Here is a 16,241-nt window from a genome sequence, read left to right as displayed (position 1 = left end):
CCCTGTGAAGCCCGGCTCAGGTCAGGGAATAGGGCAGAGGTTGAATCGTTAAGCTGCCGCCTTCGTCCCCCTGCAAACGCAGCTCGCTGTCCGGCTCCAGGTCGTTATTCAGCACAGCCTGAACCCACACCTCTCCGTTGTCCAGCTGGCAGGCCGTCAGGATCGTCCCGGTCCGCCGCCAGTTTTCGCCCAGCCTGATCTCCAGTGAATCACTGGCAGCAGGAACCTGCCCGGCGCGCCCCGCCAGCCAGTAAAGCGCCCGCTTGTTGGCACCGCGAAATTTAGCGCGTGCAACCATCTCCTGGCCGGTATAGCACCCCTTTTTAAAGCTGATGGCATCCAGCGCCTGCAGGTTAGTCGCCTGAGGGATAAACTGGGCGCTGGTGGCGGTGTCAATCACTGGCAAACCTGCTTCGATATCCAGCGCCAGCCACTGTGTGCTGTCGTTCAGCTGTGCCTGTCCCTCAAGTGCCTGGCGCAGCGTCTGAGCCGTCTGCTCGTCGGTTACCAGCAGAAATCTTTCCTCGGGCGTGGGCAGCCAGAGCAGGGTGGTATTATCCAGCTGCACCACAGGGTTTTCAGCATCCGGCAGGGTGGTAAAAACGCCAGCCAGCGCACCACGACACTGGAAACCCGCAACCCCAAGCAGCACGGCGTCATTATCGGCGGCGATGGTCACTTTTGAAAACACGGCGTACTTCTTCAGCTGGGTAACCTGCTCTTCGCACAGGCTGCGGCGTGCAATATAAGCCAGCCCCCCGGCACGATGAAACAGACGCAGGTTGCTCCACATCTTTCCTTTGGCATCGCAGTGCGCGGTCGGGCGGTGGTCATTGTCGGCCAGCGCGGCGACGTCCAGCGTCACCTGACCCTGTAAATAGCTGACGCTGTCGGCGCCGGTCACAGTCACGAGCGCCCACTCTTCCAGCGAGATCAGCGTAAGCGGCAGACGCGCAGAGGCCGCGGGTTGACGAGGCGGAAAAGAGAAAGTCGGCATGATTCAGTCCTGTAGTGGGGTGAAAAAAACAGCTCTGGTACTTATGTTAAAAGAGCCGGATGGCTTTGCAACCTGTTTCCTTGAAACGGCGCACAAAACGCATGATAACTCTGCACGGCAGCTCGCTGCTTTGCGGGACGGCGCGAAAACCGGCCGCTATTGCATCAACATCCCCGATAAAAAGCGCTACACTAGCGGCCATCTTTGACTGAATGACGATGGATAATATGGATAGTAGCAATAAAGCCCGGGTCCACTGGGCCTGCCGTCGGGGAATGCGTGAACTGGATATCTCCATAATGCCGTTTTTCGAATATGAGTATGATTCCCTTTCTGAGGACGACAAGCAGATATTCATTCGCCTGCTTGAAAACGACGATCCCGATCTCTTCAACTGGCTGATGAATCACGGTGAGCCTGCCGATCCTGAACTCAAGCGCATGGTTAACCTGATACAACAGCGAAATCAGCAACGTGGCCCAGTGGCACGCTGAGCTGAGGGTATCCTGGCGTGCACAATGGATATCCCTGCTTCTGCACGGCGTCGCGATACTTGCGCTGCTGCTGGCGCCCTGGCCTGCCAGCTATACCCTGGTCTGGATGCTCTTATTGACGCTGGTCGTTTTCGAATGCGTGCGCAGCCAGCGACGTATTCGCAGTCGCGAAGGGGATATCGCGCTGCTGGAGGGCGGGCAGATTCAGTGGCGTCAGAAACGCTGGCACATCACCGGCCATCAGTGGGTGACCCGCCACGCGATGTTTCTGGCGATGCGAACCCCGTCAGGGGATCGGGAGAAACTTTGGTTACTCAGTGACAGCATGGATGAAGAGGCATGGCGTCAGCTTCGGCAGCTGCTGCTGATCCCGGCCCGCGACGCATGATGATGCGGAACTGCGCTTCACTCACCGCGCAGCGTGACGTTCTGTAGCAGAGCAGCCGCTACCCGCGCCGCGTGACGATGCGGCAGGCTACTTAATGCGCCCCGCAGCTTGCGCGGGCGGGATTGCTGCTGTTACAGCAGCGCCGCCATCTCAGTGAGGATCTGCTCGCACCACTGGGCAATGCGCTCGTCCGTGCGCTCAAACTGATTAATATCATCCAGCGCCAGCCCAAAAAAGTGCCTGCCGTCGGGGGTAAGCGGTTTGGTGCTGGTAAATTCATACCCCTCATTTGGCCACAGGCCGACAAACTTCACGCCCATCGGGGCTAGAAGATCATGCAGCATGCCCAGCGCGTCGAGAAACCACTCGCTGTATTCTCCCTGATCGCCCATGCCGTACAGGGCCACCACTTTATCACGCAGGTTTAGCGCGGGCAGATCGCTCCAGATGGCTTCCCAGTCCTCCTGCAGCTCGCCAAAGTCCCAGGTTGGAATGCCAAGGATCAGCATGTCATACTGTTCCATCAGCTGCGGGGGATCGTCCTTCAGATTATGCAGCGTAACGAGATCGTCGCCGATAAAGTCACGGATCTTCTCTGCCGCCATCTCGGTGTAGCAGGTGCTTGAGCCATAAAACAGACCAATATTCATCTCTGGTAATCTCATTCCTCTTGATGCACTGGCGCGGATTATATCAGAATTGACCCGGGGTCAGGCATAACAGGCCGTCGGTAAACAGATAAAGGGGCAGTGTGGTGCAGGACAGCGATCTGATTGAACAGTTTTTAGATGCCTTGTGGATCGAGCGTAACCTGGCGGAAAACACGGTGGCTTCCTACCGGCTGGACCTGACGTCGCTGGTCGGCTGGGCTGCGCATCATAACACCCAGCTGCTGCGCGTTGACGCCGCGGACCTGCAGCAGTTTCTGGCTGAAAGGCTGGAGGGCGGCTACAAGGCGAGCAGCTCCGCGCGGCTGTTAAGCGCAATGCGCCGCCTGTTTCAGTATCTCTATCGGGAAAAGCTGCGCGAAGACGATCCCAGCGCGCTGCTCTCTTCACCTAAGCTGCCGCAGCGCTTGCCGAAAGATCTCAGCGAGGCGCAGATAGACCGGCTGCTACAGGCACCCAGCGTTGAGCAGCCCATTGAGCTGCGCGACAAAGCGATGCTTGAGCTGCTCTACGCCACCGGCCTGCGCGTCACCGAGCTGGTCAGCCTGACGCTCAATAACGTCAGCCTGCGGCAGGGCGTGGTGCGAGTGATTGGTAAGGGAGATAAAGAGCGTCTGGTGCCGCTGGGGGAAGAGGCGGTGCACTGGCTGGAGCAGTATATTGAGTATGGTCGCCCGTGGCTGCTTAACGGTCAGACGCTGGACGTGCTGTTTCCCAGCAACCGTGCGCAGCAAATGACGCGGCAAACTTTCTGGCATCGAATCAAACATTACGCCACACTGGCAGGCATCGACAGTAATAAACTCTCGCCGCACGTGCTTCGCCATGCATTTGCTACCCACCTTCTGAACCATGGGGCAGATCTGCGTGTCGTACAGATGCTGTTGGGCCATAGCGACCTGTCGACGACCCAGATCTACACGCACGTTGCCACTGAGCGACTGCGTCAGTTACATCAGCAGCACCATCCTCGCGCCTGACCTTCGGCGCGGTGAATACTCTTACCGGCCTGCTACCCGCTCTGAGGGCGGATTCAGGCTCAGCGTACACGTCTATAAGGACATTAAATGAAGAAGCGTTACCTGATACTTTCTCTGCTTATCGCCGTCAGTGGCTTGTCCCACGCCGATGATGCGGCCATTAAACAGTCGCTGCAAAAGCTCGGCCTTCAGCAAACGGAGATCCAGCCTTCTCCTCTGCCGGGAATGAAAACGGTACTGACGGAAAGCGGCGTACTGTATATCACCGACGATGGTAAACAGTTTATTCAGGGACCGCTGTACGACGTCAGTGCAGGCCAGCCGGTAAACGTGACCAATAAACTGCTGGAGAAAAAGGTCGATGCGTTGAGTAGCGAGATGATCGTTTATAAAGCGCCGAAGGAGCAGCATGTCATCACCGTATTTACCGACATCACCTGTGGCTACTGCCATAAGCTGCATGCGGAAATGGCAGACTACAACGCGCTTGGCATCACCGTGCGCTACCTGGCCTTCCCTCGTGAGGGGATGAATGGTCAGGTGGCGAAGGATATGAAATCAATCTGGTGCGCTGGCGATCGTCGTAAGGCATTTGATGCGGCGATGAAGGGCGAAGCGGTTTCGCCGATTGACTGCAAAATCGATCTTTCCCAGCATTACAAACTGGGCATCCTCTACGGTATTCAGGGCACGCCTGCCATCCTGCTGCAAAACGGTATGATGATCCCCGGTTACCAGGGCCCTAAAGAGATGAAACAGCTACTCGATAGCCAGAAAGTGGGCGGCTGATTGCTTTGAACAGTAAAACTGAACTTCGCCGTCGTCAGGCGGTGGAGGGTAGCCAGCTCCCGACCGATCTCCACCCGCTGCTGCGCCGTCTTTACATGCAGCGGGGCGTCCTCCAGCCCGATGAGCTGGTGCGGAGTGCTAAAAATCTTCATCCCTTCCAGTCGCTGGCGGGTATTGAGCGGGCGGCGGCGATCCTGCAGCAGGCCATTGCTGATAATTTATGCATTATGATCGTGGGCGATTTTGACGCCGACGGCGCGACCAGCACCGCACTCACGGTACTGGCGCTGCGCAGCATGGGTGCAGCTAACGTTAAGTATCTGGTACCTAACCGGTTTGATGACGGCTACGGCCTCAGCCCGGAAGTGGTGGAGCAGGCGGCAGCGCGCGGCGCGCAGCTGATCGTCACCGTTGATAACGGCATTTCTTCACATACGGGCGTCAGCCTTGCCCATGAAAAGGGCATTGCGGTGGTCATTACCGATCACCACCTGCCGGGCGATACCCTGCCGGCTGCCGATGCGATAGTGAACCCGAACCTGCATGAGTGTGACTTTCCCTCGGGCGCGCTGGCCGGGGTAGGCGTCGCCTTCTACCTGATGCTGGCGCTGCGCGCGCGCCTGCGCGAGAGCGGGACGGAAACGCTGCCGAACCTGGCTGAACTGCTGGATCTGGTGGCGCTGGGGACGGTTGCCGACGTGGTGCCGCTGGACGGCAATAACCGCATTCTGGTCTGGCAGGGTCTGAGCCGCATCCGCGCGGGTAAGTGCCGCCCGGGGATCAAAGCGTTGCTCGAGGTGGCTAACCGCGATGCGAGGCAGCTGGCGGCGAACGATCTCGGCTTTGCGCTGGGGCCGCGTCTTAACGCTGCGGGCCGCCTGGACGATATGTCCGTCGGGGTGGCGCTGCTGCTCAGCGAGGATATCGCTCAGGCCCGTATGCTGGCCAGCGAGCTGGATGCCCTGAACCAGACGCGGAAAGAGATTGAGCAGGGAATGCAGAGCGAGGCGCTGGCGCTGTGCGATGCGCTTGAGCGCAGCAGCGAGGCGCTGCCGCTCGGCATTGCGATGTACCATCCCGAGTGGCATCAGGGCGTGGTGGGAATTCTGGCATCCCGCCTGAAGGAGCGTTTCAACCGGCCCGTTATCGCCTTTGCTCCCTCGGGGGACGGTCTGCTTAAGGGGTCGGGGCGGTCTATTGCCGGTCTGCATATGCGTGACGCGCTGGAGCGGCTTGATACGCTCAATCCGGGGCTGATCCTCAAGTTTGGCGGTCACGCGATGGCGGCAGGCCTGTCGCTGGAGGAGGCGAAGTTTGAGGAGTTCCGCCAGCGCTTCGGCGACCTGGTGGGCGACTGGCTGGACGAGGAGGCACTACAGGGCGTCGTCTGGAGCGACGGCGAACTGATGGCGCAGGAACTGACGCTCCCCACGGCAGAACTGCTGCGTGAAGCGGGCCCCTGGGGCCAGGCGTTTCCGGAACCCCAGTTCGACGGCAAATTCACCCTCATCCAGCAGCGGCTGGTGGGTGAACGGCATCTGAAGGTGATGGTGGAGCCGCTGGGCGGAGGCCCGCTGCTGGACGGTATTGCTTTCAACGTTGACACCACCCTGTGGCCGGACCCCAGCGTCCGTCAGGTCGAGCTGGCCTACAAGCTGGATATTAATGAATTTCGCGGTAACCGCAGCGTGCAGCTTATAATCAGCCACCTCTGGCCGCTATAGCCTGGGCTGAAGCAAGGCTACAAACTGCCCTGAATTTCAGTTAAACTGCTGAGTTACATTCACGCCCGATTCGATCACCTAAAAGATTTTAAAATCATGTTTGAAATTAACCCGGTAAAGAACCGAATTCAGGATATCTCAGAGCGCAGTGGCGTTCTCAGGGGGTATCTTTGACTACGATGCCAAGAAAGAACGCTTAGAAGAAGTTAACGCCGAGCTGGAACAGCCGGACGTCTGGAATGAGCCTGAACGCGCCCAGGCGCTGGGCAAAGAGCGCTCGTCGCTGGAAGCGATCGTCGAAACCCTGGATCAGCTGACCCAGGGCCTGGACGACGTCTCGGGCCTGCTGGAGCTGGCCGTTGAAGCCGAAGACGAAGAGACCTTCAGCGAGGCCGTTGGCGAACTCGACGTGCTGGAGAAAAAGCTGGGCGAACTTGAGTTCCGCCGCATGTTCTCCGGCGAGTACGACAGCGCCGACTGTTACATCGACATTCAGGCCGGTTCCGGCGGCACCGAAGCGCAGGACTGGGCCAGCATGCTGGTGCGCATGTACCTGCGCTGGGCAGAAGCCAAAGGCTTCAAAACCGAGGTGATTGAAGAGTCCGACGGCGACGTGGCGGGCATTAAATCCGCCACGCTGCGCATTATCGGCGACTACGCTTTCGGCTGGCTGCGCACGGAAACGGGTGTCCATCGTCTGGTGCGTAAAAGCCCGTTTGACTCGGGTGGCCGTCGCCATACCTCGTTCAGCTCCGCCTTCATCTACCCGGAAGTGGAAGACGATATTGATATCGACATTAATCCGGCGGATCTGCGCATTGACGTTTATCGCGCTTCGGGGGCGGGCGGTCAGCACGTTAACCGGACCGAGTCGGCGGTGCGTATCACCCATATTCCGACCAATACCGTTACCCAGTGCCAGAACGATCGCTCTCAGCATAAAAACAAAGACCAGGCCATGAAGCAGATGAAGGCGAAGCTGTATGAGCTGGAAATGCAGAAGAAAAATGCTGAGAAGCAGGCGCTGGAAGATAACAAATCTGATATCGGCTGGGGGAGCCAAATCCGCTCCTACGTTCTTGATGACGCACGTATCAAGGACCTGCGCACCGGCGTGGAAACCCGCAATACCCAGGCGGTGCTGGATGGCGATCTGGACCGATTTATTGAAGCAAGCTTGAAAGCAGGGCTATAAGGAACTGACATGTCTGAACAACAACCGCAGGGCACTGACGTCGCACTTGAGTTAAACAATGAGCTGAAAGCGCGTCGCGAAAAACTCAGCGCGCTGCGTGAAAATGGCGTGGCATTCCCGAATGATTTCCGCCGCGATCGCACGTCAGACCAGCTGCATGCTGAATTCGATGCGAAAGAGAACGAAGAGCTGGAAACGCTGGGCATTGAGGTTAGCGTTGCCGGGCGCATGATGACCCGCCGTATTATGGGTAAAGCCTCGTTCGTTACCCTTCAGGACGTGGGCGGCCGCATTCAGCTGTACGTTTCGCGTGACGACCTGGCGGAAGGCATCTACAACGAGCAGTTCAAGAAGTGGGATCTCGGCGATATCGTCGGCGCGCGCGGTAAGCTGTTTAAAACCAAAACCGGCGAGCTGTCTATTCACTGCAGCGAACTGCGCCTGCTGACCAAAGCGCTGCGCCCGCTGCCTGACAAGTTTCACGGTCTCGCCGATCAGGAAACCCGCTACCGTCAGCGCTATCTGGATCTCATCGCGAACGACGAATCACGCAACACCTTCAAAATTCGCTCACAGATTATGGCTGGCATCCGTAGCTTTATGGTGGGTCGCCAGTTTATGGAAGTCGAAACGCCAATGATGCAGGTGATCCCAGGCGGTGCCTCTGCCCGTCCGTTTATCACGCATCATAACGCGCTGGATATAGATATGTATCTGCGCATCGCCCCGGAGCTGTACCTTAAGCGCCTGGTGGTTGGCGGCTTCGATCGCGTCTTCGAGATCAACCGTAACTTCCGCAACGAGGGGATCTCACCGCGTCATAACCCAGAGTTCACCATGATGGAACTCTATATGGCCTATGCGGACTATAAGGATCTGATCGAGCTGACCGAGAGCCTGTTCCGTACCCTGGCGCAGGACGTGCTCGGCACCACCGTAGTGCCTTATGGCGATCAGAGCTTCGACTTCGGCAAGCCTTTCGACAAGCTGACGATGAAGGAAGCGATCCAGAAATACCGTCCGGAAACCGACCTCGCCGATCTTGACGATTTTGATAAGGCTTCCGCCATTGCGCGGTCGCTGGGGATCAAAATTGAGAAGAGCTGGGGCCTTGGTCGTCTGGTAACGGAAATTTTTGAAGAGACGGCGGAAAGCCATCTGATCCAGCCGACCTTTATCACCGAGTATCCGGCTGAAGTTTCGCCGCTGGCGCGTCGTAACGACCAGAACCCGGAAATCACCGATCGCTTTGAGTTCTTTATCGGCGGACGTGAAATCGGCAACGGCTTCTCCGAGCTGAATGATGCTCAGGACCAGGCGGAGCGTTTCCTGCAGCAGGTTAACGCTAAGGATGCGGGCGACGATGAAGCCATGTTCTATGACGAAGATTATGTCACCGCGCTGGAGCACGGCCTGCCGCCAACGGCCGGGCTGGGAATTGGTATCGACCGTATGGTGATGTTGTTTACTAACAGCCACACTATTCGCGACGTCATTCTGTTCCCAGCGCTGCGTCCCAGCGGCAAGTAAGAGCGCTTAACGACGCCCCGTCCCCGGATGTAACGTCATCGGGACGGAAGGCCACTCAGAACAAAGGGATGAAGCGATTCGTCCCTTTTTTATTGGCCGCGCCAAACGCTATCGACGATCAGGATTTAACGGCCTGGTCCAGCCAGTCTTTAAAGCGGGCATAGGGAATATAGAGCGAAACGTCTTTATACAGCGCCTTACCGCTTTTCAGGTCATTGATACGGTCTGAATAGCCGACGATAACGCCTGCCACCGAGTCATCAGCGGCATTATAGACTGCCCCGCCGGACATACCTTTTACCACGCCGGCATCAGACGCGACCACCACGCAGCTGACTTTGTTCCACTCATTTTTCAGGCCGGTATTGACCAGGTTGGTGCCGGTCGATGCCACCGGCATGGCGGAGATAAAGCTGTAGCCGTAGAGGTTAATTTTGTCGCCAATGTGGCCATTACGGAAGTGGGGCGGATGAAAATCGGTGTTCTTATGGTACACCACCGCCAGGTCACATTCAGGATGGTAAGCCTTCACCCGATACAGGGAGTATTTCGCCACGTGCGCGGCGGTCAGGCTGTATTCAGACGTGAGCGGTATTGTGGTGCCGAGCGTACCCACCCCTAAGACGGTCGGGATCCCGGTAACGGTCATATCTACCCGTTTTTCAGCCTCGCTACTGTACTCATACTTTCCGACGGAACATCCGCACAGTAGCAGGGTGAGCAGGCAAATAGCACGTTGCATCTTATTTCCTCGGCAATGAATCGATCAAGCACAGCACTGGGATGCCCGGTGGAACCGTTATCGAGGTATCGGCTTTTACACGCAAAGCTTTAACTATTTCACTTATTGCCCAGACTACTGTTTATCTGACTTAAGGCAAATTTAAGTTGCACCTGGAGGGGGAAACTAAGATCAATCCTGGAGAGACCCGGCTGGCGGGCGGGTTATCCCTGGCGGGTGATGCTGCGCGTAATGAATTAGAGCCAGTCTTCCGCGCGAAGTCCTGATACGCGAGAGAATTCACGCATATTGTTGGTCACGATGACCAGGCCCTGGCTGCGGGCGTGCCCCGCAATCATCTGGTCGTATGGACCGATCGGTTGGCCTGCCCTGGCCTGCTCGGCCCGTATTTGCCCGGTATGCATAGCGGCATGACTGTCATAATTCAGCACGTCCAGCCGGGCGATAAAACCCTCAATAACCGCCAGATTACGCTCGGGCTGGCTGCTTTTCTCTGCGCCGTAGATAAGCTCCATCAGCGTTATGGTACTGATACATAGCTGCTGATGATGGCGGTTAAACTTTTCCCGAATGCCCTCCGGTTTATTTTTGATGGTAAAAATACAGATGTTGGTGTCCAGCATATACTTGAGCATCAGAAGCTTTCCCGTTCCTGTGAACCTGGCTGTTCGCGTGAAGACATAAAATCAACGGTAACGGATTCGCCCTCAAACCATGTGTCCCAGGATTCACCTACGGGAGTAATAATCCGGGTTCTGCCGATGGCGACAACATCGACATGCTTAATGTCATCAGGCAATGCGACAGTTTTAGGTAATCGAACGGCCTGACTGCGGTTAGTTAAAAATACGGTGGTTTTCATTTTGACCTCACTCAGGGATATACATGATGTGTATACAGCCTGCCATAGCGGACGTATATGTCAATGGGATATACATTAGTTCCCATTCGCGCTAACGCCTGCCGCATCGCCACTTTTGCTTTTTGAGCAACAGATTATTGCCTCATATGGGCTATAAGTTGCTCCTGAGCTATGCTGTAATTACTTCTATGACGCAGATCAAACTTTTAACCCCTGTTTGCGGTTATCTGCCTCTTCGCGCGTCCTTTTCCTGCCGTTTATGGCGGGGTTCATTTACTTCCCGGGAGTCTTATTCATGCCTGTTTCATTACTGGCGCTGGCGCTTAGTGCGTTCGCCATCGGCACCACCGAGTTTGTCATCATGGGGCTGCTACCCGATGTTGCAGGCGACCTGCATGTCTCTCTCCCTTCTGCGGGCTGGCTGATCAGCGGCTATGCGCTGGGCGTGGCGATTGGCGCACCGATTATGGCGCTGCTGACCGCTAAGCTTCCGCGTAAGCTTACGCTTATTCTGCTGATGTCGATTTTTATCGTCGGCAACGTGCTGTGTGCGCTGGCCTGGAACTATAACCTGCTGATGCTGGCGCGAATTGTAACGGCGCTGTGCCACGGCGCTTTCTTTGGCATCGGTGCCGTCGTGGCGGCCAGTCTGGTTGCGCCCGCCCGTCAGGCCTCGGCGGTGGCGCTGATGTTCACCGGCCTGACGCTGGCTAACGTGCTGGGCGTGCCGGTGGGAACCTGGTTTGGCCAGCTGTTTGGCTGGCGCGCCACCTTCTGGGGCGTAGGGGTGATTGGGATCCTGGCGTTTATCGCGCTGATTGTCAGCCTGCCCAACAACCGCAATGAGAAGCCGGTCGATCTTGCCAGTGAAATCGGCGCGCTGGCGAACGGTAAACTGTGGCTGTCACTGCTGATGACGGTCTTTTTCGCCGCCGCGATGTTTGCGCTGTTCAGCTATATCGCCCCGCTGCTGCTACAGGTTACTGGTCTCAGTGATAAAGGCGTCAGCTGGACGCTGTTTCTAATCGGTGCCGGCCTGACCGTCGGTAATATCCTCGGCGGCAGGCTGGCAGACTGGAAAGTGTCGTTCAGTCTGATCCTGAGCTTTGCGCTAATCGCCCTGTTTTCACTCGCCTTTAGCTGGACCAGCCATGCGCTGTGGCTGGCTGAAATCACCCTGTTCCTCTGGGCGATGGCGACCTTTGCGACCGTGCCGGGACTGCAAATCAACGTGGTCCGCCACGGGAAGGAAGCACCCAACCTCGTCTCCACCCTGAACATTTCGGCGTTTAATATCGGCAACGCGTTTGGTGCCTGGGCCGGTGGGGCGGTTATTGCGGGCGGCTATGGTCTGACCCGCGTACCGGTCGCCGCAGCGGTACTGGCCGCCGGGGGCCTGGTCGTCTGCCTGCTCACCTTCCGTCGCTCACGCGGCCAGACTCAGGCTGCACGGGCCTGACGTGGGATAACCAGACGCAGGCCGGGGCACTGACAGCGCGTTGCAATCGGGCGCGTTTACCTGCGTCTGGCATTGTTCTCCGCCGGAACAAACCGCCTCTGGTTAATCCAGCATCGCGCTCAGGCGCTGGTGAAACGGGCCGATCTGCTGCCGAAGATGGTCGCTAAAGGCTTCGACCAGCGCCGATGAGGGGCGATGCCGTGGCCGCACCAGGCTGACCGTGAAAGGGACGTTAATACTGAAACGTCGAATAACCACACCGCTGCCGGCGTAATCCAGTGCCGTCAGTGGATTCACCACCGAAATCCCCACCCCAGCCCGCACCATGGCACACACCGAGGCGGCGCTGTGCGTCTCCATTACCATCCTGCGCTTCACGTTGTGCCCGCTAAAGAGATCGTCCAGCAGCTGTCGGTAACTGTCCGTCCGTGACAGGCTGATGTAGCTGTGTCCCTCGAAATCCTGCGGCGTCAGACAGGTTTTTTGGGCCAGTATATGTCCCTCCGGCAGTACGCACACTTCATTACCGGTAAACAGCTCGGTACGCTCGGTGCCCGCCGGAACCTGGCTGGTTTCCGTCAGGCCCAGATCGTAACGCTGGGCTGAAAGCCACTCTTCCAGCAGCGGTGACTCCTGCGAAATAATGTTCAGGCTGACGTCGGGGAAGCGCTGTAAAAAGGGCTGGCAGAGCAGCGGCAGCAGCGACTGCGCAAACACCGGCAGGCAGGCCACAGAAAGTTCCCCCTGGCGAAACTGACGCAGCCCCTCGGCGGCGCTGATAATTCGGTCCAGCCCGTACCAGGATCGCTGCACCTCCTCAAACAACTTCAACCCCTGCACGGTCGGCTGTAAACGACCGCGCACCCGGTCAAACAGTTTCAGGCCACTGAGCTTTTCCAGCCGTGCCAGCTCACGGCTGACCGTCGGCTGCGAGGTATGCAGCATCGCGGCGGCCTCGGTGAGGTTGCTGGTGGTCACCACCGCATGAAATATTTCGATGTGACGCAGGGTTATCGCTGCCATGGGTACTTATGCTCTGTCAGACAAAGCCATATCATGGATGAATAGATCAGGATAAAACAGATATTTTTCACCCTGCTTCAGCTGTGGCGTAATAGTCTTAACCCGCTAAGGAGAAACAGAATGCCGCGCCAGCTTGATAACACCGAAACCGCCCTCAACCGTACTCATTTACTCCCGCTGGTTCGCCAGACTGGCGGCCCCGTCTGGGTGTATGACGCCAGCGTGATCCACCAGCGCATCAGCCAGCTGCAACGGTTTGACGTGGTGCGTTTTGCGCAAAAGGCCTGCTCAAATATTCATATCCTGCGGCTGATGCGCGCGGCAGGTGTCAAGGTGGATTCCGTCTCGCTGGGCGAGATCGAACGTGCGCTGGCGGCGGGGTTTCAGCCCGGCGGGGATGATATCGTCTTTACCGCTGACGTGATTGATCAGCCCACGCTGGCGCGCCTTGCTGCGCTGAAAATTCCGGTCAACGCAGGCTCGGTGGATATGCTGCACCAGCTCGGGCAGGTTTCACCGGGTCATTCGGTCTGGCTGCGCATCAATCCGGGCTTCGGTCACGGGCACAGCCAAAAAACCAATACCGGCGGTGAAAACAGCAAGCACGGCATCTGGCATAGCGATCTGGCGCTGGCGCTTGAGGCGATTCAGCGCTATCAGCTGAAGCTGCTGGGGATCCATATGCATATTGGATCGGGCGTCGACTATGGTCATCTGGAACAGGTGTGCGATGCCATGGTCAGCCAGGTGATCGAATTCGGTCAGGATTTGCAGGCGATCTCTGCCGGAGGCGGTCTGTCCGTGCCTTATCACTATGGTGAAGAGGCGATTAATACCGATCACTATTTCGGCCTGTGGGATGCCGCTCGTCAGCGCGTTGCGGATCATCTGGGACATGCGGTTAAACTGGAGATTGAGCCGGGCCGTTTTCTGGTCGCCGAGTCGGGCGTACTGGTAGCGCAGGTCCGCGCCGTCAAGCAGATGGGAAGCCGCCATTTTGTGCTGGTCGATGCCGGTTTTAATGACCTGATGCGTCCCGCCATGTACGGCAGCTATCATCATATTTCCGCCATCGCCGCCGATGGCCGCGAGCTGCACGAAGAAAAGACCCTCGAGAGCGTGGTGGCCGGGCCGCTGTGTGAGTCTGGTGATGTGTTCACCCAGCAGGAAGGTGGCATGGTGGAAACCCGCGCGTTGCCAGAGGTTAGAGTGGGAGACTATCTGGTGTTCCACGATACCGGTGCGTATGGCGCCTCAATGTCCTCTAACTACAACAGTCGCCCGCTGCTGCCAGAATTCCTGTTTGAAAACGGTCAGCCGCGGCAAATCCGCCGCGCGCAGACCATCCAGGAGCTGATCGCCCTGGAGCAGTAACCCAGAGTGCGCGCTTTGCCGCGGGCGACCGCGGCAAAGCCCTCTCGAAGGGGAAATCACGCAGCAGTACGTTATAGCCCGTCTGTGCCATAACGGCCTCTTCCCGCCGCCGTACTCACTGCCCCGTGCGGTTTACCTCTCTCTTTTCCCGGGCCCGTCAGCCAGCAAGTCCGGATTCCTGAACTGCCACGCCTGCCAGCTCCTTTCTCAACATCACCAGCTCCTCCGCCAGATCGCGGCACAGCATGGCATTCATCAGATGATCCTGCGCGTGAACGAGGATCAGCGTGACCGGCACCTTACCGCAGCCCTCATCTGCGCCAATAAGCTGGGTCTGAATATGATGTGCCTGCTTCGACGCCGCCAGTGAGGCTGCCAGCGCGTTATCGGCCTGCTGCCAGTTGCGCTGGCGGGCGAACTGTATTGCGCTCATCGCATGGGAGCGCGCCTCGCCCGCATTGATCAACAGCTCCATCATCGTCTGTTCAAAATCCATCACTGCCTCCGATTATTGGTATGCCAAAAAGCGTACTGACAGTCTATCGGAATGCCAATGTACGCTTCTGAGAAGCGAATCACAGAAAGTTAAGGGTATTTTGCTAGTTTTGGTATGCCACGAGAACGCAATTTCGTCAGCAAAAGAATTGGGATGCCTGACCACTTACTTCTGAGGTACGACGCATGTCTTTACAGGATCGGCTTATTGACTCACTGGGGAGTTTCGCCACCCGTTTTAACAGCTATCGCTACATCATGGCGATCAAGGCCTCGTTTATCACCCTGATGCCCGTTATTATCGTAGGTGCCTTTTCAGTGCTGATCTCCAATATGGTTCTGGATGGTAAAAATGGGCTGGCGAGCTTTCAGGCGCTGGCTTTCCTGGCCGATCTGAAACCGATAACGACCAGCATCAATTACGCCACCCTCAGCTTCCTGAACATTGGCGCGGTATTTCTGATCGGGATTGAATTAGGCAAAATTAACGGCATCAAAACCCTGTTCCCTGGCCTGCTGGCGATTATCTGCTTTATTGCCGTCACGCCCACCACGCTTTCCATGCTGGTTGAGGGGCAAATGCACGTGGTGACCGACGTGCTTGCCAAACAATTTTCGGACACCAAAAGCCTGTTCCTCGGCATGTTTATCGCCATCCTTTCCGTTGAAATTTATTGTCGACTGGAAAATATCGACCGGCTAAAGATAAAGATGCCGGATACCGTCCCCCCCAACGTGGCGGCCTCATTTTCCGCCCTGATACCGGCCATTATCACCGTCTCCGCCGTCGCGACCTTTGGCTTTATCTTCCACTCCGTCACCGGCATGTATCTCTACGACGCCGTTTATAAGGTCGTGCAGGAGCCGCTGGAATCGGTGGTGCAAAGCCTGTGGGGCATTCTGCTGCTGATGTTTGTGGCTCAGCTGTTCTGGGTGATCGGCATTCACGGAAATCAGATGGTTAAGCCTATCCGTGAACCGCTGCTGCTGGGAGCTATTCTGGTCAATATGAATGCCTTTGAGCAGGGCAAAGAGGTGCCAAATATCATCACCATGCCGTTCTGGGATGTCTATATGAGCATCGGTGGATCCGGCCTGACCCTCGGTCTGCTTAGCGCGGTAATGCTCGCCACGCGGCGAAAAGAGATGCGCGAAATTGCCAAGCTCTCATTTGGCCCGGGGCTGTTTAACATCAATGAGCCGGTCATCTTTGGGATGCCCATCATGCTGAATCCGATCCTCGCTATCCCTTTTATTATCACGCCGCTTATCACCGGCTCGATTGGCTACTTTGCGACGTCTTTGGGCTTTGCCGGGAAGGCGGTGGTGATGGTGCCCTGGACCACACCGCCAATCATCAACGCCTGGCTCTCTACCGCCGGATCCATGGGCGCGGTAGTGACCCAGATACTCTGCATCGCCGTGTCGGTACTGGTCTATCTGCCCTTTGTAAGAATCGCTGCACGCCGCGCCGAAGCGGCGGAATCAACGCTGATTTCGGCTGAACAGCGCTAACCTGAG

18 protein-coding genes are annotated in these 16,241 nt (G+C 57.2%); 11 read left to right on the top strand and 7 right to left on the bottom strand.

Annotated features, from left to right (window positions below):
• Positions 1 to 16 precede the first annotated feature (16 nt).
• Entirely contained in the window at positions 17 to 997 is a 981-nt protein-coding gene (ygfZ, locus tag ACLRGG_RS01510) for a tRNA-modifying protein YgfZ (RefSeq protein ID WP_416248093.1), read from the bottom strand.
• Between ygfZ and ACLRGG_RS01505 the strand changes: the two genes are divergently transcribed.
• Genes ACLRGG_RS01505 through ACLRGG_RS01495 form a run of 3 tightly spaced genes read left to right on the top strand, consistent with a single transcriptional unit; the run spans position 996 to position 1,879 of the window.
• On the top strand, positions 996 to 1,205 hold the full coding sequence (locus ACLRGG_RS01505; RefSeq protein ID WP_416248092.1) for a hypothetical protein: 210 nt from the start codon (positions 996 to 998) through the stop codon (positions 1,203 to 1,205). The genes ygfZ and ACLRGG_RS01505 overlap by 2 nt on opposite strands.
• A 19-nt stretch (positions 1,206 to 1,224) precedes the next feature.
• Positions 1,225 to 1,491: an FAD assembly factor SdhE gene (sdhE, locus tag ACLRGG_RS01500; protein ID WP_416248154.1), complete on the top strand. Its 267-nt coding sequence runs from the start codon at positions 1,225 to 1,227 to the stop codon at positions 1,489 to 1,491.
• Positions 1,472 to 1,879, top strand: a complete 408-nt coding sequence (locus ACLRGG_RS01495; protein WP_416248091.1) for a protein YgfX — start codon at positions 1,472 to 1,474, stop codon at positions 1,877 to 1,879. The genes sdhE and ACLRGG_RS01495 overlap by 20 nt, the downstream gene beginning before the upstream one ends.
• A 131-nt stretch (positions 1,880 to 2,010) precedes the next feature.
• On the opposite strand, the gene fldB is transcribed toward ACLRGG_RS01495, so the two are convergent.
• Entirely contained in the window at positions 2,011 to 2,529 is a 519-nt protein-coding gene (gene fldB, locus ACLRGG_RS01490) for a flavodoxin FldB (RefSeq protein WP_345831620.1), read from the bottom strand.
• Positions 2,530 to 2,633: 104 nt separating this feature from the next.
• Between fldB and xerD the strand changes: the two genes are divergently transcribed.
• The 5 genes from xerD (at position 2,634) to lysS (ending at position 8,765) form a co-directional block, all read left to right on the top strand.
• Positions 2,634 to 3,527: a site-specific tyrosine recombinase XerD gene (xerD, locus tag ACLRGG_RS01485; protein WP_416248090.1), complete on the top strand. Its 894-nt coding sequence runs from the start codon at positions 2,634 to 2,636 to the stop codon at positions 3,525 to 3,527.
• 87 nt (positions 3,528 to 3,614) lie between these two features.
• A complete protein-coding gene (gene dsbC, locus ACLRGG_RS01480; RefSeq protein ID WP_416248089.1) occupies positions 3,615 to 4,316 on the top strand; it encodes a bifunctional protein-disulfide isomerase/oxidoreductase DsbC in 702 nt (233 codons plus the stop codon).
• A gap of 5 nt (positions 4,317 to 4,321) precedes the next feature.
• Complete coding sequence (gene recJ / locus ACLRGG_RS01475; RefSeq protein WP_416248088.1) at positions 4,322 to 6,040, top strand: single-stranded-DNA-specific exonuclease RecJ; 1,719 nt, start codon at positions 4,322 to 4,324, stop codon at positions 6,038 to 6,040.
• A 96-nt stretch (positions 6,041 to 6,136) separates the two neighbouring features.
• A protein-coding gene (gene prfB / locus ACLRGG_RS01470) for a peptide chain release factor 2 (RefSeq protein ID WP_416248087.1) occupies positions 6,137 to 7,235 on the top strand; the annotation gives its coding sequence in 2 pieces (ribosomal slippage) (positions 6,137 to 6,211 and positions 6,213 to 7,235; 1,098 coding nt in all).
• 9 nt (positions 7,236 to 7,244) lie between these two features.
• Complete coding sequence (lysS, locus tag ACLRGG_RS01465) at positions 7,245 to 8,765, top strand: lysine--tRNA ligase (protein WP_416248086.1); 1,521 nt, start codon at positions 7,245 to 7,247, stop codon at positions 8,763 to 8,765.
• Positions 8,766 to 8,883: 118 nt separating this feature from the next.
• Here the strand turns inward: lysS and ACLRGG_RS01460 are convergent, their stop codons facing one another.
• The 3 genes from ACLRGG_RS01460 to vapB form a co-directional block, all read right to left on the bottom strand.
• Entirely contained in the window at positions 8,884 to 9,507 is a 624-nt protein-coding gene (locus ACLRGG_RS01460; RefSeq protein ID WP_416248085.1) for a serine protease, read from the bottom strand.
• 236 nt (positions 9,508 to 9,743) lie between these two features.
• Positions 9,744 to 10,142, bottom strand: coding sequence for a type II toxin-antitoxin system tRNA(fMet)-specific endonuclease VapC (gene vapC, locus ACLRGG_RS01455; protein ID WP_416248084.1), 399 nt, complete (start codon positions 10,140 to 10,142; stop codon positions 9,744 to 9,746).
• On the bottom strand, positions 10,142 to 10,369 hold the full coding sequence (gene vapB / locus ACLRGG_RS01450; RefSeq protein ID WP_416248083.1) for a type II toxin-antitoxin system VapB family antitoxin: 228 nt from the start codon (positions 10,367 to 10,369) through the stop codon (positions 10,142 to 10,144). Before vapB ends, vapC begins: the two co-directional genes overlap by 1 nt.
• 295 nt (positions 10,370 to 10,664) lie before the next feature.
• Here vapB and ACLRGG_RS01445 point away from each other — a divergent pair, with 295 nt between their 5' ends.
• Complete coding sequence (locus tag ACLRGG_RS01445) at positions 10,665 to 11,828, top strand: MFS transporter (RefSeq protein WP_067709032.1); 1,164 nt, start codon at positions 10,665 to 10,667, stop codon at positions 11,826 to 11,828.
• A 102-nt stretch (positions 11,829 to 11,930) separates the two neighbouring features.
• Here the strand turns inward: ACLRGG_RS01445 and ACLRGG_RS01440 are convergent, their stop codons facing one another.
• A complete protein-coding gene (locus ACLRGG_RS01440) occupies positions 11,931 to 12,851 on the bottom strand; it encodes a LysR family transcriptional regulator (RefSeq protein WP_416248082.1) in 921 nt (306 codons plus the stop codon).
• A 120-nt stretch (positions 12,852 to 12,971) separates the two neighbouring features.
• Here ACLRGG_RS01440 and lysA point away from each other — a divergent pair, with 120 nt between their 5' ends.
• On the top strand, positions 12,972 to 14,225 hold the full coding sequence (gene lysA / locus ACLRGG_RS01435) for a diaminopimelate decarboxylase (RefSeq protein WP_416248081.1): 1,254 nt from the start codon (positions 12,972 to 12,974) through the stop codon (positions 14,223 to 14,225).
• 157 nt (positions 14,226 to 14,382) lie between these two features.
• Here the strand turns inward: lysA and ACLRGG_RS01430 are convergent, their stop codons facing one another.
• Positions 14,383 to 14,721 (bottom strand): PTS lactose/cellobiose transporter subunit IIA, encoded by a 339-nt coding sequence (locus ACLRGG_RS01430; protein WP_416248080.1) that lies wholly within the window; start codon positions 14,719 to 14,721, stop codon positions 14,383 to 14,385.
• A gap of 185 nt (positions 14,722 to 14,906) precedes the next feature.
• Here ACLRGG_RS01430 and ACLRGG_RS01425 point away from each other — a divergent pair, with 185 nt between their 5' ends.
• Positions 14,907 to 16,235: a PTS sugar transporter subunit IIC gene (locus tag ACLRGG_RS01425; protein WP_416248079.1), complete on the top strand. Its 1,329-nt coding sequence runs from the start codon at positions 14,907 to 14,909 to the stop codon at positions 16,233 to 16,235.
• Positions 16,236 to 16,241 lie beyond the last annotated feature (6 nt).

It is taken from the genome of Erwinia sp. PPS120 (assembly GCF_047918655.1).
In the GTDB taxonomy this organism is placed as follows: domain Bacteria; phylum Pseudomonadota; class Gammaproteobacteria; order Enterobacterales; family Enterobacteriaceae; genus Erwinia; species Erwinia tasmaniensis_A.
This window is presented reverse-complemented; position numbering and strand designations above follow the sequence as displayed.